The organism is Pseudarthrobacter phenanthrenivorans (assembly GCF_036455295.1).
In the GTDB taxonomy this organism is placed as follows: domain Bacteria; phylum Actinomycetota; class Actinomycetes; order Actinomycetales; family Micrococcaceae; genus Arthrobacter; species Arthrobacter phenanthrenivorans_C.
This window is the reverse complement of the sequence record NZ_JAYXNX010000014.1, coordinates 84780-103559: the sequence shown is the minus strand read 5'-3', so window position 1 is coordinate 103559 and position 18780 is coordinate 84780. Positions and strand designations below refer to the sequence as shown.

Sequence of the window (18780 nt, the reverse complement as noted above, 5' to 3'; positions counted from 1 at the left end):
AGTCGAAACTGAATTTTCAGTCCAACTTTCGGGGAGCAGTTCATTGTGTGGAGTGGCGGGGCTTTCGAGTGTGGCGCTTAGACGCTGGGGGCGATTTCCGGGATGCGGGGCTTGGCGTTGCCGGCGAAGGTGAACTTCGCGTCGTCGCCTTCGCCTTCGACATCCACCACGACGATGTCGCCGGTGTGGATCTCGCCGAACAGGATCTTCTCGGAGAGCTGGTCCTCGATCTCGCGCTGGATGGTGCGGCGCAGCGGCCGGGCACCCATGGCGGGGTCGTAGCCGCGGGTTGCCAGGAGGACCTTGGCGGCCTTGGTCAGCTCAATGCCCATGTCCTTGTCCTTGAGGCGCTTCTCCAGGCGGGTCACGAACAGGTCCACGATCTCGATGATCTCGTCCTGGGTGAGCTGCGGGAACACCACGACGTCGTCAACACGGTTCAGGAACTCCGGGCGGAAGTGCTGCTTGAGCTCCTCGGTGACACGGGCACGCATACGGTTGTAGCCGGTCTGCGTGTCGGTGCCGGACTGGAAGCCCGTGGCAACGCTCTTGGAGATGTCCCGGGTACCCAGGTTGGTGGTCATGATGATCACGGTGTTCTTGAAGTCCACCACGCGGCCCTGGGAGTCGGTCAGGCGGCCGTCTTCCAGGATCTGCAGCAGCGAGTTGAAGAGGTCCGCGTGGGCCTTTTCCACTTCGTCGAACAGCACCACGGAGAACGGACGGCGGCGGACCTTCTCTGTCAGCTGGCCACCCTCTTCGTAGCCGACGTAGCCCGGAGGGGCACCGAAGAGCCGCGAAACGGTGTGCTTCTCGGAGTATTCGGACATGTCCAGGGTGATGAGGGCGTCCTCTTCACCGAACAGGAACTCCGCGAGTGCCTTGGCCAGCTCGGTCTTGCCGACGCCGGTGGGGCCGGCAAAGATGAACGAGCCACCGGGGCGCTTGGGGTCCTTGAGCCCTGCACGGGTACGGCGGATGGCCTGGGAGAGTGCCTTGATGGCCTCGTCCTGGCCCACAACGCGCTTGTGCAGTTCCTCTTCCATCTTGAGCAGGCGCGAGGATTCTTCCTCGGTCAGCTTGAAGACGGGGATGCCGGTGGAGTTGGCCAGAACTTCGGCGATGAGGTCCTCATCCACTTCCGAGATGTCATCCATGCCGCCGGACTTCCACTGGCGTTCCTTCTCCGCGCGCTCGGAAATCATCTTCTGCTCCTTGTCGCGGAGCGAAGCTGCACCTTCGAAGTCCTGGGCGTCGATGGCGGATTCCTTCTCCATCTTCAGCTTGGAGATGCGCTCGTCCATGGCCTTGAGCTCCGGCGGAGCGGTCATGCGGCGGATGCGCAGCCGGGCGCCGGCTTCGTCGATCAGGTCGATCGCCTTGTCCGGCAGGAAGCGGTCCGAGATGTAGCGCTCGGCGAGGCTGGCGGCGGACGCCAGGGCGCCGTCGGTGATGGTGACGCGGTGGTGTGCCTCGTACCGGTCGCGCAGGCCCTTGAGGATCTCAATGGCGTGCGCCACGGAGGGTTCCTTGACCTGGATCGGCTGGAAACGGCGCTCCAGTGCGGCGTCCTTTTCGATGTGCTTGCGGTACTCGTCCAGGGTGGTGGCACCAATGGTCTGCAGCTCGCCGCGGGCCAGCATGGGCTTCAGGATCGAGGCTGCGTCGATGGCGCCTTCGGCGGCACCGGCACCCACAAGGGTGTGGATCTCGTCGATGAACAGGATGATGTCGCCGCGGGTGCGGATCTCCTTGAGCACCTTCTTCAGGCGCTCTTCGAAGTCACCGCGGTAACGGGAGCCTGCCACCAGCGAACCAAGGTCCAGGGTGTAGAGCTGCTTGTCCCGGATGGTCTCCGGAACGTCGCCGCGCACGATCGCCTGGGCAAGGCCTTCGACGACGGCAGTCTTGCCGACGCCGGGCTCACCGATGAGGACAGGGTTGTTCTTGGTGCGGCGGGAAAGGACCTGCATGACGCGTTCCATTTCCTGCTCGCGGCCGATGACCGGGTCCAGCTTGTTTTCGCGCGCAGCCTGGGTCAGGTTGCGGCCGAACTGGTCCAGGACCACGGAGCCGGCGGGTGCGCCCTCGGGCTGTCCGCCGCCGACGCCTGCGCCGGTGGTTTCCTTGCCCTGGTAGCCGGAGAGGAGCTGGATGACCTGCTGGCGGACCCGGTTGAGGTCGGCGCCGAGCTTGACCAGCACCTGGGCAGCAACGCCCTCACCCTCGCGGATCAGGCCGAGCAGGATGTGCTCCGTGCCGATGTAGTTATGGCCCAGCTGGAGGGCTTCGCGCAGCGAGAGCTCCAGTACCTTCTTGGCACGGGGGGTGAAGGGGATGTGACCGGAGGGAGCCTGCTGGCCCTGCCCGATGATCTCCTGCACCTGCTCGCGAACGCCGTCGAGCGAAATGCTCAAAGACTCAAGAGCTTTGGCGGCAACACCCTCACCCTCATGGATCAGACCCAAGAGGATGTGTTCGGTACCGATGTAATTGTGGTTCAGCATGCGTGCCTCTTCTTGGGCAAGCACAACTACGCGACGGGCACGGTCCGTAAATCGCTCAAACATTTCGCCACACTCCTAGCTACGACGTACTTTGATGCTACGTGGCCGGTCCTGAGTTGTGGAGCGTGTTCGCCACAGGGGAAACCGGGCGCCTTGCGGGAATACCGGCTGCAGGAAGCTGCGGCGCGGCGCACCGGGCCGGCAGGCGCAGCAGTCAGCAGGGCAGGACAGCTATTGAACCGCCCACCGCATCGAATGCGGCCGCGGGGTTTGGGCAGCCGGAAACGCCCTAATGTCGTCATTATGAACAACGGCCGGCGTGACATGCGGCATCCCATATCAAAATTGAAAACCCCGCCCCGCCTTGCGGCGGTAAGCGGGGTTTCAGTGGAGCCAAAGGCAGTCCTAGGAATTTGCCTTTTGGTAGGCTTCCTGGATTTCGGCTTGAATTCGGCCGCGGCTGTTAACGGTGTAACCGTTATCCCGCGCCCATTGCCGGATTTGCGCCGAATCGTGGCTGCGGCCACCGGCTGGTGCCTTTGCCCGCTGCGCTCGACCTCCGCCGGACGCCTTGCGTGCTGCGTTGATGAACCTCTCCAGTGAAGACCGAAGTTCAGCGGCATTGGCTGCCGACAAGTCAATCTCGTAGTTGGCCCCGTCGAGGCCAAACTTAACATTCTCGTCCGCGGATCCCCCATCCAAATCATCAACGAGGATGATGTTTACTTTCTGTGCCATTTAGGTCTTCCTCTTGCTGGAAAGTCGGTTTTCAGAAAAGCAGGATGTTTCCCAAAAAAAGTATGACTCTTATCTTGGCAACGCGTCAAAGCGCCTAATGGTTCCTTGGGGATAAACCGCGGAAACAGGGGGTTTTGTTATTTGGATTCGGGGTCCGGCCGGTCCGCGGGAGGCACTGGACGGGCATCTGCTTCGGCCTGGGCAGCGGCCTCCGCCTGCCGCTCGGCCTTGTCCGCGTTGAAGATCGCCTTCATGGCGAACCAGAACAGCAGGCCCACCACAAGGGAGGGAAGGATGACTGCTACGTATTCCATGGTCAGTGCCCTTCGGGCTTCAGGAGGGGGAAAAGGATGGTTTCCCGGATGCCGGCACCGGTGAACAGCATCACCAGCCGGTCGATACCCAGGCCGATGCCGCCCATGGGAGGGGCACCGTACTCAAGAGCGCGCAGGAAGTCCTCGTCAAGCTGCATGGCCTCGACATCACCGGCGGCCGCGTGCAGGGACTGCTCGGTGAGCCGCTCACGCTGGATGACGGGGTCGATCAGCTCGGAGAAGGCGGTGCCGCGCTCCATACCCCCGATGATCAGGTCCCAGGCCTCGATCAGGCGGCCGTCCTCACGGTGCGGGCGGGCCAGCGGCTGGGCGGAGGGCGGGTAGTCGTAGACGAAGGTGGGGTTGAGCAGGGTGGGCTCCACGATCTCGCCGAAGAGCTCGACCGCCAGCTTCTCGGCGTCCCACTTGGGATCCACCTTGACGTCGTGCTTGGCTGCGATCTCCCGAAGCACCTCAGCGGAGGTGTCCGGCGTGATCTCCTGCCCAACGGCGTCGGACAGTCCGGGGTAGACGGCCAGCCAGGTCCACTCGCCGTCGAGGTTGATCTCCCCCGCCTCGGTCTGCAGGACGCGTCCGGCACCCACGGCGTCCGCGGCGTCGAGGATGATTTCCTTGATCCGCTCGGCCATGACGAACTGGTCGGCCCAGGCCTCGTAGCACTCAAGGGTGGTGAATTCGGGGCTGTGGGTGGAGTCGACGCCTTCGTTGCGGAACACGCGGCCCATGTCGTAGACGCGGTCGATCCCGCCCACCACGGCGCGCTTGAGGTACAGCTCGGTGGCGATGCGGAGTGTCATCTTCTGGTCGAAGGCGTTCATGTGGGTCTCGAATGGACGCGCCAGCGCGCCGCCGTGGACCAGCTGCAGGATGGGGGTTTCCACCTCCACATAGCGGCGCCGGAAAAGCGTTTCGCGGATGGAACGGGTGATGGCTGCACGGGTGTAGACCATCTCGCGGGCTTCGTCGCGGACCATCAGGTCCACATAGCGCTGGCGGACGCGGGTTTCCTCGTTCAGGTCCGCGTGCAGCACCGGCAGCGGGCGCAGGGCCTTGGAAGCCATGGACCAGGACTCGGCCATGATGGACAGTTCGCCGCGGCGGGATGAGATGACCTCGCCCTTGATAAAGACGTGGTCGCCCAGGTCAACCAGGGCCTTCCAGTCGGCGAGCGCTTCCTCGCCGATGTTGGCCAGGCTGAGCATGGCCTGCAGGCGCGTTCCCTTGCCGTCGGTGCCGCCCTCCTGCAGGGTGGCGAAGCAGAGCTTGCCGGTGTTGCGGACAAAGACCACACGGCCGGTAACACCCACGATGTCCCCGGTGGTGTCGTCCGCCTCGAGGTGGGCGTACTTCTCCCGGATCTCGGCGAGGGAATGCGTCCGCTCCACTCCCACGGGGTACGCCTCCGCGCCGCGCTCAAGAAGTTTGGCGCGCTTTTCCATGCGGATCCGCATCTGCTCGCTGGCGTCTACGGGCTCTGGGGCGTTCTTGGGCGCGGGGGTGTTTTGGGAAGTCACAATCATCAAGTTTACCGGGACTTCAAAACCCGGACTCCCAGCTGCCCCGCAGGCTGGGGCCCTACGATTGGGCGGGTGAAAGAACGGCTACTTCCAACGCACGACGGCGCCAGGCTGGCTTTATACAGCTACGGCACGGAGGATGCGCCCGGGGAACAGCGGGTGCTGCTGATCGGCGGCGCGTTCCTCACAGCCCTGATCTACCGTCCGTTCTCGATCGAGCTGGCGAAGGGCCTGGGTGAGGGCTGGGCGGTTGACGTGTATGACCGCCGGGGCCGCGGCAATTCGACCGAACAGCCCGCGGACTATTCCATGGCGACGGAAATCGAGGATGTCCGGACCGTCCTCGCCGCCACCGGTGCACGGAACATCCTGGGCCACAGCCTGGGCGGATCCGTGGCGCTGAACGCGGTGCAGGAGTTCACGGGGAGCGGCTTTGTACCGGACAGGCTTGCGGTCTATGACGCGGCGGTGAACATTGACGGCAGCATCGACACCAGGTGGCTGGACGGGTTCGAGGATGCCGTGAACAACGGCAGGGTGGGCCATGCACTGGCCCACATGAAGAAGGCAACCAGCGCGGGGTCTGCCATGGCCAGGATCCCGGAACCGGTTCTGGCGGGCCTGATGGCGGTACTGTCCCGCACCAAGGTCAACAGGTTGTTCCGCGAGGTCATGCCCAGCGGCGTGGGCGAGCTGAGGGCCGCGTACGACGAGAAGGACCATGCCCGGGACTTCAGCGTGCTGCCTCCCGGCACCCACTTCATGGCCGGCGGAAAGAGCCCCAGCTACTACAAGGTGACGGCGGAACGGCTCCACGCAGCAGTCCCGGGGAGCACCTACCAGTTGTCCCCCAAATGCGTCCACGGTTCCATTCCGGCTGCCGTCAAGGAACTGGTGGCGGATATCTCGGCGTACTTCAAGGACGAAGGTCCGGGCGGGAATCCCCACCCGGACACCCCTGACGCTATCCCCGTTCCCCGCGGCTGAACCCGGCGAGTGCCACCTCTCCGAGGTCCCGCCAACCGGTCCGCGGCTTCGGTGCCGCAGTGCGGTCGGCCAGCCAGTCCCCCCATGCGGTGATGTCTTCGCCGTGCCGGGCGGCAACGGCGTCGCAGGCGAACCCGACGGCGGTGGAACCATCAGCGAGCTCAACGGACCCCAGCAGCATGGGTTCGGGGAGGGCCGCCAGGAACATCCCCAGCGCGGCCGGGGACAGCAGCCACCGTTCCCCCACCAGCTCGGCGCCGTCGTCGGACCGGTACACGCCCGGTTTGGGCGGCACGGTGGCCAGGGACACCATCCGGTAGCGGGCAGCCGTCCGGACCGGGCCATCCCAGAATGCGCCGAGCTCCTCCAGTTGCGGCGCCAGCGGCTGCCCCTTGCGGTGCGCACCCACCACCACCAGAGGCACGGCAGCAGCCCCCGCGGCCACGGGCCAGGGAACGGACGACGACGGCTGGCCGGCCGCTGCGGTTGCCTCCGGTCCTGCGCAGCCCGGCACTGCCGCGGCGGCGAACAGTGCAGGCGGGGCGGGGGTCGCTTCGATGCGGCGCGCGATGTCGGCGGCCAGGGCGTCGTCGAAGGTCCGGCCCACCACTGTGATGCCGAACTGGGCGCCGCCCACGTCCCCGGCGGGGACTGCCACGGCGCACAGGTCGAACAGGTTGCAGAAGTTGGTATAGGTGCCCAGCAAGGAGTTCACACCCACGGGGTCTGCGGCCACCTCCGCCAGCGTTGGGTGGAACGGTGCCGTGGGGACCAGCAAGGCGTCGAAACCCTCCAGGCGGCCCATGGCCTTGGATTTGAGCTCCTGCAGCCGGGCCGTGTCGGCCACGTACCGGTGTGCCGGCACCGTGCCGGCGGCCCGGATGATGCGCCCCACCGTGGGATCGATCCCTGCCTGGCTTTCCGCGCCGGCGTCGCACTCCGCAAGGAAGCTGCCCACGGCGGCGTGGCGTTCGGCAACCAGGCCGCCGTCGTACAGCAGCCGTGCGGCCTGGAGGAAGTCGTCGAATTCGATAGGGGCTGCTTCCACACCGGAGGCCGTGAGCCGGTCGACCTGCCGGCCAAACTCGGCAGCCCATGCCGGTGGAAGGGCCGGCAGGGTGGCGGGATACGCCACGCGCGGCCGTGACGGTGCAGCCAGCCGGACGTCCGTGGGCCAGACGCGGGAGTTGCCTGCCATGACGCCCATGGCCAGCTCGGCGGTGGCCAGGTGCCGGGCAAAGATGGTGACGGCGTCCCACGAGCGGCAGGCCGGAACTACCCCGGCCGTGGAGACCACGTTCAGGGTGGCTTTGATGCCCACTATGCCCTGCAGCCCGGCAGGGACCCGCCCGGAGCCGGCCGTGTCGGTACCGACGGCGATGTCCACCAGTCCCAGTGCCACGGCCACGGCGGATCCGGAACTGGACCCGCCCGAGATGTGGTCCGGGCGGCGTGAGTCGCGGACAGCTCCATAGGGGCTCCGCGTGCCGACAAGTCCCGTGGCGAACTGGTCCAGGTTGGTGGCCCCCAGGACCAGGGCCCCGGCGGCGCGCAGCCGGGCCACGGCTTCGGCGTCCTTGTCCGGGATGTACGCAAAGCCGGGGCAGGCTGCAGTGGTGGGGATGCCTGCCACGTCCACGTTGTTCTTGACCGCGAGCAGGAGTCCGGCCAGCGGGAGGTCGGCGCCGCCGGTAACCGCAGCGTCGATGGCGGCTGCCTCGGCCAGGAGATCGTCCGCGCCGCGCACGGTGATCCAGATTTCGGGCCGGTCCACTGCGTCGATGGCGGCGAGCGCTGCCTTCACGCGCCGGGTGGCGTTGCCGCTGATGTCCGCACTCATACTGCTGCCTCTTCCAGTTCAAGCTCTTCCAGCCCTGCAGGCTCAGTGACGGTGCCAAGGACCACCACCGCCTCCCCGGCCACCACCTGCGAACCCGCCGTCGGCAGGACGCGGAGTACCACGCCGTCGCAGGGTGCTTCCAGGACGGTCTCCATCTTCATGGCCTCCAGCGACACCAGCGGCTGCCCCTTGGCCACCCGGTCGCCGGCCGCCACGTCCACCTTCCAGACGCTGGCGGCGAAGGGCGCGGACACCAGCGAGCCGCCGTCGGGAATGTCCACGTCGTCTGCAGCGGGGGCCACGACGGCCGCGAGCGCCTCCGCACGGTCGAACTCACCGGCGTCGGCCCATGCCTGCCGTTCCACGGCGAAGGCGGCGCCCTGCTTTTCGCGGAACAGCTCGATCGACTCACGGTTTTCGGCCAGGAACGCCTCGTGCTCAGCCAAGGAGAAGGTGCCCTCCTCGATCTCCACGCCGCGGCCCCGTCCCGCTGCCATGTCGGCACGCAGGTCCAGGAGTTCCTCCGGGCTGACGGGGTACCAGGAGATCCGGTCAAAGAAGCGGAGCAGCCACGGCGATCCCGGCTCGAACGGTGCCGAATCCGCGTAGCGCGACCACACCTGGGTGGTGCGGCCCACGAACTGGTAGCCGCCGGGGCCTTCCATGCCGTAAATGCACATGTACGCGCCGCCGATGCCCACGGCGTTCTCCGGTGTCCAGGTGCGGGCCGGGTTGTACTTGGTGGTGACCAGGCGGTGGCGCGGGTCCAGCGGGGTGGCCACCGGGGCGCCGAGGTACACGTCGCCCAGGCCCAGGACCAGGTATTCGGCGTTGAAGACGGTGTCAAACACGTCATTGACGGAGTCCAGGCCATTGATCCGGCGGATGAACTCGATGTTCCACGGGCACCAGGGAGCGTCGTCCCGGACGCCTGCCATGTACCGTTCGATTGCCTCCCGGGTGGCGGGATCGTCCCAGGACAGCGGCAGGCGGACGCTGCGGCTGGGCACCACCAGTTCGGAGCTTGCGGGCAGTGCGGCTTCGACTTCCTGGACCAGGTCCAGCAGCCGCGCGGTGGACAGGACGGAGGGATCCACCTTAATCTGCAGCGACCGGATCCCTGGGGTCAGGTCCACGACGCCGGGCACGCGGAGCGCCTCGATGTGCTGGTGCAGGGCGTGGACGCGGGCGCGCAGGCCAAGGTCCAGCACCATGTCGCCGTATTCGACCAGCAGGTTGTCATCACCGGATCGGCGGTAGGTGACCGCGGGCCGCCCGGCTTCTTCCGGCACCCGGCCCAGTACGCCGTCGTCGCCATCCCCGCCGAGCCGGCGCGCCCCGGCGGCAGAAGCCGCCGTCGTCGGATTCGCCGACCATCCGGCGTCGCCGGGCAGCACCAGTTGCCGCCCCGGTCCCAAATCCCTGGCCGACGGCGCCTGGCTGGCTTTGATGGGCACGAACCGGACCTTGTCCCCCGGCCGGAGCTGGCCCAGCTTCCAGCGCTCGGCCGTCACCACGGTTACGGGGCAGACGAACCCGCCCAGGCTGGGGCCGTCCGGGCCGAGCAGGATGGGGGTGTCGCCGGTGAAGTCCAGGGCACCCACCGAATAGGCGGTGTCGTGGATGTTGGACGGGTGCAGGCCTGCCTCACCGCCATCGGTCCGTGCCCAGCGGGGCTTGGGGCCGATGAGGCGGACGCCGGTGCGGGCGGAGTTGAAGTGCACCTCGTACTCCGCGCTGTACAGTTCGTCGATGTCTTCGCGCTGGAAGAACTCCGGGGCACCGTGCGGGCCTTCGGCGACGGCCAGTTCCCAGGTGGAGGTGAGTGCGGGGCGGCTGTCCAGGGGTACGGCCGTTTCCTTGGCTTCACCCCTGGGGTCCTTGACGGCGCGAAGGACGTCGCCGGCCCGCAGGACGCGCCCGGCGTGGCCGCCGAACTGGCCCAGCGTGAACGTGGACGCACTGCCCAGATACTTCGGGATGTCCAGCCCGCCTTGAAACAGGATGTAGCCGCGGAGGCCGTTCCCGGTGGCCGTACCGGCGTCGACCGTTCCACCTGCAGGCACGGTAACGGGCGTCCAGGTGGGCACCTCGCTGCCATCGACCGTTACGGTGACGTCGGCGCCGGTGACACAGACGGTGGTGGCGTGCGTGAAGGTCAGGCTGGGGCCGGTCATGGTGAACTCAAGGCCGGGGGCGCCCTCCGGGTTGCCCAGAGCGGTGTTGCCGAGCCGGAAGGACAGGTCGTCCATGGGACCGCTGGGCGGGACGCCGATCTGCCATAGACCGGTGCGGCCCGGCCAGTCCTGCACGCTGGTCTGCAGGCCGGGGCGGTTCACTGTGATGCGCGGTTCCGGGTCCCCCACGGAGTCCAGGGTGCTGGTGGAGTGCTGCACGCTGCGGACCACCCCCATGCCGCCTACGGCACGGAGCAGCCCTAAGTTGGTTTCGATGCCGTCGATGCGCGTGCTCGCCAGGGCTGCGGCCAGCCTGTCAAAGGCCTCTGTGCGGCTGGCCCCGGAGGTGATGATTTTGCCCAGGAGGGGATCGTAGTTCGTGGAGACTTCCGTGCCGGTTTCCACCCAGGCGTCCACGCGCGCTTCTCCCGACCCGGGGTAGGCAGCGTTGGTGACAGTTCCGGCGCTGGGCTGGAAGCCGCGGGCCGGGTCCTCTGCGTAAAGGCGTGCTTCCACGGCGTAGCCGGTCACGGGCAGGCTGTCCGGCACGTTCTCCAGCACCGTTTGAGCTGCGCTTCCGCCCTGTGCCAGGCGGAGCATCCATTCCACCAGGTCCACTCCGGTGACGGCCTCCGTGACCGGGTGTTCTACCTGCAGCCGGGCGTTGACTTCCAGGAAGGAGGCTTCCTGGCGGGCGGAGTCGTAGACGAACTCGACCGTGCCGGCGGAGCGGTAGTTAAGGGAAGCGCAGAGAGCCCGGGAGGTGCGGTGCAGTTCCGCCCGGAGGTCTTCGGGCAGGTCTGGCGCCGGGGCTTCCTCCAGGACCTTCTGGTGGCGCCGCTGCAGCGAGCAGTCGCGGTCGCCCAGGCTCACTACCCGGCCTTCGCCGTCGCCAAAGACCTGGACTTCCACGTGACGAGCGTTCTCGACGTAGCGTTCGGCGAAGACGCCCGCGGTGCCGAAGCTGGCGCCGGCCAGGCGGGCCACCCGGGGGAAACTCTCGGCGAGCTCGGCTTCGGAGCGGCAGACCGTCATGCCGATGCCGCCGCCACCGCCGGTGGCCTTGAGCATGAGCGGGAACCCGATCGTCCTGCCCGCTTCGATGGCGGCGTCCACGTCCTCAAGCAGCCCGGAACCGGCGATCATGGGCACCCCGGCGGCCCGGGCGGCGTCGCGTGCAGTGTGCTTGGTGCCGAAGATGCGCAACTGCTCGGGCGTGGGGCCAACAAAGACCAGACCTGCCGCTTCCACAGCTTCAGCGAAGGCGGCGTCCTCGGAAAGGAAGCCGTAGCCGGGGTGGATGGCACCTGCGCCGGTTGCCTTGGCGGCGTCCAGGATGGTCTCGATCCGCAGGTAGGAATCCTTGGCCGGGGCGGGGCCCAGGAGCACGGCTTCGTCGGCGAGCCGGACGTGCTTGGCGCCGCGGTCAGCCTCGGAGAAGACGGCCACGGTACGCAGGCCCAGCTTCCTGGCGGAAGCGATGATCCGGCAGGCGATTTCGCCGCGGTTGGCGACCAGCAGGGTGTCGAAGGTGTTCAGGTTGTTGCTCACAGCGCAGCCTCCGGCCGGGTGACGATCATGCGGACGGGGGTGGGGTTGAAGCCGTTACAGGGGTTGTTGATCTGCGGGCAGTTGGAGACGAGCACCAGAGTGTTTACTTCGGCCCGCAACGCGACGCGCTTTCCAGGGGCGGACAGGCCGTCCACGATGCCCAGGGCTCCGTCCGGGTCCACCGGCACGTTCATGAACCAGTTGATGTTGGAGACCAGGTCCCGCTTGCCCAGGCCCCAGCGGGAGCCCTCGATCAGGAAATTCTCCACGCAGGCGTGCTGTTCGCGGGTGTGCTGGCCGTAGCGGAGGGTGTTGGATTCCTGCGAGCAGGCACCCCCGATGGTGTCGTGGACGCCCACTTCGTCAGCCACCACCGTCATCAGCGGCGCTCCGGTGTCCGCCCGCAGGACGGAGCCCGTGGTGAGGACGATCGACCGCTGGGCGGAAATGGTTGCGGGGGCCGAGTAGCGGAGTGTGGTGTCCGCCGCGGCGTAGAGCAGGCAGTCCACGGCCTGGTTGCCTTCCAGGTCCACGATGGTCAGCACGTCCCCGGCGGCCACCACGGCGGACCACGGTCCGCGGGCTTCGACAAATTCGTCCAGGATCACGGTGCCGGCAGCCAGCGCGGTGGCCGCGGCGTCGGGGCGGATATTAGTGGTGGTGTTCATCGGGCGTTCCTAGCGGTGAGGTCGTGATCGGTGTTGCGGAGGGCCTGCAGGTGTTCCGGGCTGAGCGGGCCGGTGAGGCGGCCCGACTTGAGTCCGGCGAGGTCCTGCGGCGCATGCCAGGCGACGATGTCCACGGCGCTCCCGGTGAAGTCCGGGCGGGGGTCCAGCGGGTGGGCGGTATTGGCCAGGACCAGCACTGCATCCATCTGGAGCAGGAGTTCGACGGCGGCACCCGGCCCGGCGCTCCCGGTGAAGGTGATGCTTCCGGCGGGGTCCACGGCGATGCCCTTGAAGAGGGACAGCGACGGTGCCACGTCCCGGGTGCCCAGGCCGTTCTTCAGGGCGCCAAGCGTAAGAAGTTCCCGGCCGGCGGGTGAGGCGCTGTGGACGGTCCCGGCCCCGTATTTTGCGGTGTTGCCGGCGAGGGTGGTGGCACCGGTCAGGGCGTCATGGCGGGCGGATGTGTCCGCGACGATGGTGGCCATGAGGCGTCCTGCGTCGGACAGCAGCGGGTGGCCGGTGCCGGGGTAGGCCTGCCAGGGGACTTTTACGGTGTCGGCGGTGTTGAGGCGCTCGTGCACGGCGCCCGTCCGGTAAAGGAGGGTATGGACGCAGGCATCGCCTTCGGTGTCGGTGAGCCGGATCCGGGTGCCGCGCGCCAGCGCCATGGTGGTGTAGCGGCCAAAGGCGAGGGACTCTGCCCATGTGGGGGACACGTCGTCGGGCATTCCTGCCAGCAGGCGGCCCGGCGCGGAGGAGGCCGGGACGAAGCGCATGGTGTCGGCTGTCTTGCCGTGCTGTTCCCGGGCATGTGCGCGGGCGCCGGCCGTGGTGGCCGTGCCGGTGGCTGGTGTTTCGATGGTCTGGGTCATGTCAGTCCTGGATGTCGTGGAAGGAAGTTCTTTGGGAGCGGGAACTTGGCTCAGGCCCTGCTGGCCGCGAGGTTCCGGCGCCGGACCCACAAGCCCAGGAGCAGGACGGCGGCGACCATCAGCGGCGCGGACCACAGGAGGAGCCCGCTTTCGCCGGAGGGGTCGTATACCTCCGGCCGGGGCCACGCGAGGTTGACCACCATGACACCGCCGTAGAGGACTGCCAGGATGTTGACTGGAAGGCCCCAGCGGCCCAGCGAGAAGAGGCCCGCGGGCATCGTCTGTCCCACCCGGGCCCAGTCGCCGCGGAGGCGGTTGCCCAGCTGCGGGACAGTGACCAGCAGGTAGGCGATGTAGACCATCACGATGCAGACGCTGCAGAGGGTGGTGAACAGGGCGGCATTGCCCACGTTGATGGCCAGCACCGCGACGGCCAGGCCGCCGATCACGATCGAAGGCCACATGGGGGTGCCGCGGGTGGGGTGGACGGAGGAGAGGAGGCGGGAGGCCGGGAGCTTGCCGTCACGGGCCATGGAGAACACCAGGCGGGACCCGGCGGTCTGGATCGCCAGGGTGCAGACGAAGATGGCGATGGCCACGTCCACCAGCAGGACCTTGCCCCAGAAGGTGCCCAGGACCGCGGTGAGGACGTAGGGCAGGCCCTCGGTGGCGAGGCGGCCGTCGTCCAGGCTGGGGGCGGCCATCAGGGCGGTGATGATCATCAGGGCGCCGCCGATGCCGGAGATGAGCAGGGCGGAGAGGATGGTCCGGGGTGCGGTGCGGCGGGGGTCCTTGGTTTCCTCGGACAGCTCACCCGCGGAGTTGAAGCCCACCATGACGTAGGCGGCCATGAGCCCGGAGACCAGGAAGGCTCCCACGGCGCCGAGATCGGATCCCTGCAGCACGGTGGTGTCAGCCACCACGTCCGGTCCGCGCTGGGCGGCACTGATGAGGGCAAGGATCACGGCTGCCACCCCTACGATTTCGCAGGTGACGCCAACCGAGTTCACGTGCGCCATGAGCTTCACGCCCAGGGAGTTGATGATGGTGGTGGCAACCAGCAGGACTGCGCCCAGGACCACTGCGTTCGAAGCCCCGGTCACGGTGTTGAGTGCCGGGTCGCCACCCATGACCTGGAACCCGTCCCAGAGCTGGGGCAGGACCACTTGCAGGGCGATGGCCGCCGCGGCGGCGGTCACCACCTGCGCGATGGCCATGAACCAGCCGGCGAACCAGCCCACGCCTTCTCCCCCGACGCGCCTGGCCCACTGGTACACAGCTCCGGAGAGTGGGTAGCGGGCGGCGAGTTCGGCGAAGTTCAGGGCCACCAGCAGCTGGCCCACCAGGACAACGGGCCAGGTCCAGAAGAACGCGGGACCTGCGAACGAGTAGCCGAAGGCGAAGAGCTGGAAGATGGTGGTGAGGATGGAAACGAAGGAAAAGCCGGCGGCAAAGGAAGCGTAGCGGCCGAGCTTTCGGTGGAGGGTGGGCTGGTAGCCAAGGGACGTCAGGTCTGCATCGTCCTGGTGGACGCTAGGAAGAACGGTTGAAGTCATCGGGGATCTCCGGGGCTGGAAAGGGAATCTTGGGGGCAGAGCCTCCCGGTACCGCAGCGCTCGGCCGAAGGCTGCTGATTACCGGTCAATTGATAGTTTTCCAGCGGGATGTCCCCAAACAGTTTCCCCTCAGTAAAAGGCGGATAGACATCTTGTTTCGGGTAGATTTCCGTCCCCTCACCAGCACTGATGCCGCATCGGCACTGGGCAGTGGGGGCCACCGTGGTGCAAGAATGAGGCGGTGACTTCAGCCGGACCGGGACGCCCCCGCCACCAGCAACCGTCGCGGCCAGGCGCCACGGCCCGCGACGAAATACTCGACGCCGCGGCCGAGCTCTTCACCAACCAGGGCTTCGCCAGCACCTCCACCCGGTCCATTGCGGACGCAGTCGGAATCCGGCAGTCGTCCCTCTACCACCACTTCAAAACCAAGGACGACATCCTCGAGGATCTTCTGGAGGGGACGGTGTCGGCCGGCCTGAAGTTCGCACGGTCCGTCGCCGCGCTGCCTGCCGGGCCCCCCGAAACCGAACGCCCGGCAGGGAGCCGGCTGCACGCCGTCGCGCTTTACGACGGCACCCAGCTGTGCAGTGCCCGCTGGAACCTCGGCGTCCTGTACCACCTGCCGGAGGTGCGGAGCACCCGCTTTGCCCGGTTCCTCACCGATCGGCAGGAGCTGCGGCGCCTGTACGGGGAGCTGGGCGAAAGCCTGCCAGCGACCCCTGAGGGTACGGACGGAGGCGACTTCACGTTCCGCCTTGTCGAATCCCTGATCTACCTCCGGGCGGATGGGGCGGTTGGTCCGGAGTCGGCCATGCAGGCTGCAGACGCCGGGCTCATTCTTTGCGGGCTTGGCCACGATCTCCCGGCGATCCGCGCCGCCAGCCGGGCCCTCATCGACCGGCTGGCCTGAACCCGGGCACCCCCTGGACCCGCGTCCCTTATGCCCCACCGAGTTTGCTCAGCTAGGCTCGGAGCATGACGCGAGAGAACATCAGGACCCCCGACGGCGGCACGATTGAGCTCTTCTCCACCGGCGCGGAACTTGCCACGGCCGGGTCAGGAGTGGTGGTGGTACCGCCCTCCATGGTGACGGCCGCCGACTACACCAAATTCGCCCAGAAACTGACTGCGTCCCTGGGCCGGCCGGTGCATACATTCAACCGTCGCGGCCGCGGCTCCTCGTCGCCGCAGCCTGAGGACTACACACTGGACGTGGACATCCGGGACCTCGATACCGTCATGAAGCACACGTCCAGCACGGACGTCTTCGGACACAGCTTCGGCGGCGCGGTTGCCCTGCACGCCGCGCGGACCCTTCCGGTGGAGCGGCTGGCCGTCTACGACCCCGCGGTGTCAGTAAACGGCAGCGTGACCGCCAACTGGATTGGGGAATACGAGAAGGCGATTGCCGCCGGCGATGACGACCGCGCCCTGGCCGTGATCCAGCGGGGCCTGGAGGCGGGCGGCTCCTTTTCGTCGCGCATGCCGCTCTCCATGCTGACCCTGGCCAACAAGCTGACCGCGGGCACCACGGAAGGCAAGCAGCAGCGTGAACTGATGCGCACCGGCGTCCGCGAGATCAAGGCCATCATTGCCGCGGACATGCCGGCCGAACCGTTCCAGGCGCTGCCCCTGGAGACGCTGATTGTGGTGGGCGAAAAGAGCCCGGCGTACTTCGGCATCGCCTGCGGCCAGATCCACGATGTCCTCTCCGGTTCCAGCTACACCATCCTGCCGGGCTTCGGCCACGACGGCGCCATCAAGGCCCCGGACAAACTGATCAAGGAACTGAGCGACTTCTTCGCCGGCTAGTGCCCCGGCCCGTGCCCGCCGGCACCTTCGGTCTTGCGCATCATCGCGGACAGCACGACGGCGGCCAGGGCTATGACGGTCGCTGTCATGAAGGCGGCGCTCATTCCGGCGACCAGGCCGGACGCGGCACCCACCACCGCGAAGATTGACACCAGCAGTGCGGTGCCCGCTGCGCCGGCCACCTGCTGCGTGGTGCTCATGATCGCCGAACCATGGGAGTAGAGGTGCGGGGGCAGCGGGTTGAGTCCAGTGGTGAAGGCGGGGGTGAACAGCAGCGCGAGGCCGAAACTCAACCCCACGTGGAGGGTGATGATCCACCAGACTGCCGTGCCGGCGTCGAGCATTGAAAACTGCCAAAGTGTGGCCACCATCAGCAGGGACCCCGTGACGGTCAGCGGCAGCGGGCCCACCTTGTCGAACGCGCGGCCAATGACCGGGCCAAGCAGGCCCATGGCAAGGCCGCCGGGAAGCAGCGCCAGTCCGGTTTCGAGCGAACCGAGGCCGCGCACCTGCTGCAGGTAGAGCGGCAGCAGGATCACGCCGCCGAACAGGGCCATCATGGCCACCACCATCAGCAGGACCGAGACGGTGAACATCCGGAAGTTGAAAGCCCGCAGGTCCAGCAACGGCGCGGCGGCCTTCTGCAACCGGACCTGGCGCAGGACGAATACCGCCAGCGCAGCGACGCCGACGACCAGGGCCGCGATGGCACCTGCGCCTGGGCCCGCCTGGCCGCCGTGGCCGCCACCGATCTGGCTGAGGCCGTAGACCAGGCCGCCAAAGGCCGGGACGGTGAGGATTACCGACAGGACATCCAGCTTTCCCTTTTCAGCCTCGCCCACGTTGGTGAGGTATTTCGCCCCAATGGCCAGCGCGGCAAGGGCCACGGGCAGGACGAAGATGAACATGAACCGCCACGTGAAGTGCTCCAGGATCAGGCCCGAAACGGTGGGCCCCATGGCGGGGGCTACTGAGATGGCGATGCTGACGTTCCCCATCACCGCGCCGCGCTTGGCCAGCGGAACCAGGGTGAGGATGGTGGTCATCAGCAGCGGCAGCATGATGGCGGTGCCCCCGGCCTGGACGATGCGGGCCAGCAGCAGGAGTTCGAAGCCGGGCGACATGGCCGCAAGCGCTGTTCCGCCGGCGAACAGGCCCATCGCCAGCATGAAGACAGCCCGCGTGGAGAGGCGCTGGAGGATGAATCCGGTGGTGGGGATGACCACGGCCATGGTGAGCATGAACCCCGTGGACAGCCACTGGACGGTGGGCGCATCAACGCGGAGGTCCACCATGAGCCGCTGCAGGGCCACGTTCATGATGGTCTCGTTGAGGATCACCACGAACGTCGCCACCAGCAGCGTGCTGATGATGGTCACAGACTCCCGGGACATCTTCTCCGGGGCAGCAGGCCGCGATCCTTGGTTTTTGACGGACTGGCCGCTGGCGTTGGGAGAGGTCTCGGTAGACATGGGTGTTCCCTCAGGGGTGTTTTAAGAGTGGTGCGCGGCCGGCGCCGCTGCAGATTCCAACACTCTACCCGCTGGAGTAATTCCTCCGCATGGGTTCATTTACCCCTGAGGGAACATTAGGGATTTGCGTTAGGCCGTCTGGCCCGCGTGCTGTCCTTCGGAGATTTCTTCCACCAGCTTGTTGTTGAACGCGGGGAGATCGTCCGGGTTACGGCTGGTGACCAGACCCTGGTCCACCACCACTTCCTGGTCGGTCCAGTTGGCGCCGGCGTTCTTCAGGTCGGTTTCCAGGGTGAAGTAAGACGTGACGTTGCGGCCCTTGATCACGCCGGCCTCGATCAGCAGCCACGGACCGTGGCAGATCGACGCCACCGGCTTGTGCTGCTCAAAGAAGCTGCGGGTGAAGTTCTGGGCGTCCTTGTCGACGCGCAGGTGGTCTGCGTTGACGACGCCGCCCGGAAGGACCAGCGCGTCAAAGTCGGAGGCGTTGGCGTCGGCGACTGTCATGTCGACGTCGAAGGTATCGCCCTTCTCCGTGCCGTTGTAGCCCTGCAGCTTACCGCTCTTCGGCGCAACCAGGGTGGGCTCGCCGCCGGCGTCCTTCACGGCCTGCCAGGGGCTGGTGAGCTCTACCTGCTCCACTCCATCAGTGAGCAGGAATGCGACCTTCTTGCCTGCGATGCTGTGCTCTGACATTGTTCCTCCTCGCCTGAGGCGGCGCGCGGCCTTTAGGCGCACGGCACAC

14 protein-coding genes are annotated in these 18780 nt (G+C 67.1%); 3 read left to right on the top strand and 11 right to left on the bottom strand.

The genetic code is table 11. The annotated features are described in order from the left end of the window. Positions 1 to 77: 77 nt before the first annotated feature. The 4 genes from VXJ37_RS16845 to lysS form a co-directional block, all read right to left on the bottom strand. Positions 78 to 2570: an ATP-dependent Clp protease ATP-binding subunit gene (locus VXJ37_RS16845; RefSeq protein WP_331324187.1), complete on the bottom strand. Its 2493-nt coding sequence runs from the start codon at positions 2568 to 2570 to the stop codon at positions 78 to 80. 342 nt (positions 2571 to 2912) lie between these two features. After that, a complete protein-coding gene (locus tag VXJ37_RS16840; RefSeq protein ID WP_331324186.1) occupies positions 2913 to 3245 on the bottom strand; it encodes a histone-like nucleoid-structuring protein Lsr2 in 333 nt (110 codons plus the stop codon). A gap of 137 nt (positions 3246 to 3382) precedes the next feature. Then, positions 3383 to 3559, bottom strand: a complete 177-nt coding sequence (locus VXJ37_RS16835; RefSeq protein WP_307309557.1) for a hypothetical protein — start codon at positions 3557 to 3559, stop codon at positions 3383 to 3385. A 2-nt stretch (positions 3560 to 3561) separates the two neighbouring features. Beyond that, positions 3562 to 5100 carry a lysine--tRNA ligase gene (lysS, locus tag VXJ37_RS16830; protein WP_331324184.1) on the bottom strand — a complete coding sequence of 513 codons (1539 nt, stop codon included), beginning with the start codon at positions 5098 to 5100 and terminating at the stop codon, positions 3562 to 3564. A 69-nt stretch (positions 5101 to 5169) separates the two neighbouring features. On the opposite strand from lysS, the gene VXJ37_RS16825 reads away from it, so the two are divergent. Beyond that, a complete protein-coding gene (locus VXJ37_RS16825) occupies positions 5170 to 6084 on the top strand; it encodes an alpha/beta fold hydrolase (RefSeq protein ID WP_331324183.1) in 915 nt (304 codons plus the stop codon). Here the strand turns inward: VXJ37_RS16825 and atzF are convergent. From atzF to VXJ37_RS16800, 5 genes are read right to left on the bottom strand one after another with little or no spacing between them, the layout of a single operon-like run. Beyond that, on the bottom strand, positions 6062 to 7924 hold the full coding sequence (gene atzF / locus VXJ37_RS16820) for an allophanate hydrolase (RefSeq protein WP_331324182.1): 1863 nt from the start codon (positions 7922 to 7924) through the stop codon (positions 6062 to 6064). The genes VXJ37_RS16825 and atzF overlap by 23 nt on opposite strands. Then, on the bottom strand, positions 7921 to 11640 hold the full coding sequence (gene uca / locus VXJ37_RS16815) for an urea carboxylase (protein ID WP_331324192.1): 3720 nt from the start codon (positions 11638 to 11640) through the stop codon (positions 7921 to 7923). The genes atzF and uca overlap by 4 nt, the downstream gene beginning before the upstream one ends. A gap of 8 nt (positions 11641 to 11648) precedes the next feature. Further along, complete coding sequence (locus tag VXJ37_RS16810) at positions 11649 to 12320, bottom strand: urea amidolyase associated protein UAAP2 (RefSeq protein ID WP_331324181.1); 672 nt, start codon at positions 12318 to 12320, stop codon at positions 11649 to 11651. Then, positions 12317 to 13192 (bottom strand): urea amidolyase associated protein UAAP1, encoded by an 876-nt coding sequence (locus VXJ37_RS16805; RefSeq protein WP_331324180.1) that lies wholly within the window; start codon positions 13190 to 13192, stop codon positions 12317 to 12319. The genes VXJ37_RS16810 and VXJ37_RS16805 overlap by 4 nt, the downstream gene beginning before the upstream one ends. Before the next feature lie 50 nt (positions 13193 to 13242). Further along, a complete protein-coding gene (locus tag VXJ37_RS16800; RefSeq protein WP_331324179.1) occupies positions 13243 to 14748 on the bottom strand; it encodes an amino acid permease in 1506 nt (501 codons plus the stop codon). A gap of 241 nt (positions 14749 to 14989) precedes the next feature. On the opposite strand from VXJ37_RS16800, the gene VXJ37_RS16795 reads away from it, so the two are divergent. Together VXJ37_RS16795 and VXJ37_RS16790 are read left to right on the top strand one after the other, a co-directional pair. Then, positions 14990 to 15661 carry a TetR/AcrR family transcriptional regulator gene (locus VXJ37_RS16795; protein WP_331324178.1) on the top strand — a complete coding sequence of 224 codons (672 nt, stop codon included), beginning with the start codon at positions 14990 to 14992 and terminating at the stop codon, positions 15659 to 15661. 65 nt (positions 15662 to 15726) lie between these two features. Continuing rightward, the gene (locus VXJ37_RS16790; protein ID WP_331324177.1) at positions 15727 to 16563 is read left to right on the top strand and encodes an alpha/beta fold hydrolase; all 837 of its coding nucleotides are present in this window, start codon (positions 15727 to 15729) and stop codon (positions 16561 to 16563) included. On the opposite strand, the gene VXJ37_RS16785 is transcribed toward VXJ37_RS16790, so the two are convergent. Together VXJ37_RS16785 and VXJ37_RS16780 are read right to left on the bottom strand one after the other, a co-directional pair. Then, positions 16560 to 18035, bottom strand: coding sequence for a DHA2 family efflux MFS transporter permease subunit (locus tag VXJ37_RS16785; protein ID WP_331324176.1), 1476 nt, complete (start codon positions 18033 to 18035; stop codon positions 16560 to 16562). The genes VXJ37_RS16790 and VXJ37_RS16785 overlap by 4 nt on opposite strands. Positions 18036 to 18164: 129 nt before the next feature. Next, positions 18165 to 18731 (bottom strand): type 1 glutamine amidotransferase domain-containing protein, encoded by a 567-nt coding sequence (locus VXJ37_RS16780; RefSeq protein ID WP_331324175.1) that lies wholly within the window; start codon positions 18729 to 18731, stop codon positions 18165 to 18167. Between the last annotated feature and the right edge of the window lie 49 nt (positions 18732 to 18780).

Coding starts and splice junctions, on each gene's coding strand:
- lysS (WP_331324184.1), bottom strand. CDS start 5,100: ATGATTGTGACTTCCCAAAACACCCCCGCGCCCAAGAACGCCCCAGAG.
- VXJ37_RS16810 (WP_331324181.1), bottom strand. CDS start 12,320: ATGAACACCACCACTAATATCCGCCCCGACGCCGCGGCCACCGCGCTG.
- VXJ37_RS16780 (WP_331324175.1), bottom strand. CDS start 18,731: ATGTCAGAGCACAGCATCGCAGGCAAGAAGGTCGCATTCCTGCTCACT.
- VXJ37_RS16790 (WP_331324177.1), top strand. CDS start 15,727: ATGACGCGAGAGAACATCAGGACCCCCGACGGCGGCACGATTGAGCTC.
- VXJ37_RS16785 (WP_331324176.1), bottom strand. CDS start 18,035: ATGTCTACCGAGACCTCTCCCAACGCCAGCGGCCAGTCCGTCAAAAAC.
- VXJ37_RS16800 (WP_331324179.1), bottom strand. CDS start 14,748: ATGACTTCAACCGTTCTTCCTAGCGTCCACCAGGACGATGCAGACCTG.
- VXJ37_RS16835 (WP_307309557.1), bottom strand. CDS start 3,559: ATGGAATACGTAGCAGTCATCCTTCCCTCCCTTGTGGTGGGCCTGCTG.
- VXJ37_RS16845 (WP_331324187.1), bottom strand. CDS start 2,570: ATGTTTGAGCGATTTACGGACCGTGCCCGTCGCGTAGTTGTGCTTGCC.
- VXJ37_RS16840 (WP_331324186.1), bottom strand. CDS start 3,245: ATGGCACAGAAAGTAAACATCATCCTCGTTGATGATTTGGATGGGGGA.
- atzF (WP_331324182.1), bottom strand. CDS start 7,924: ATGAGTGCGGACATCAGCGGCAACGCCACCCGGCGCGTGAAGGCAGCG.
- VXJ37_RS16805 (WP_331324180.1), bottom strand. CDS start 13,192: ATGACCCAGACCATCGAAACACCAGCCACCGGCACGGCCACCACGGCC.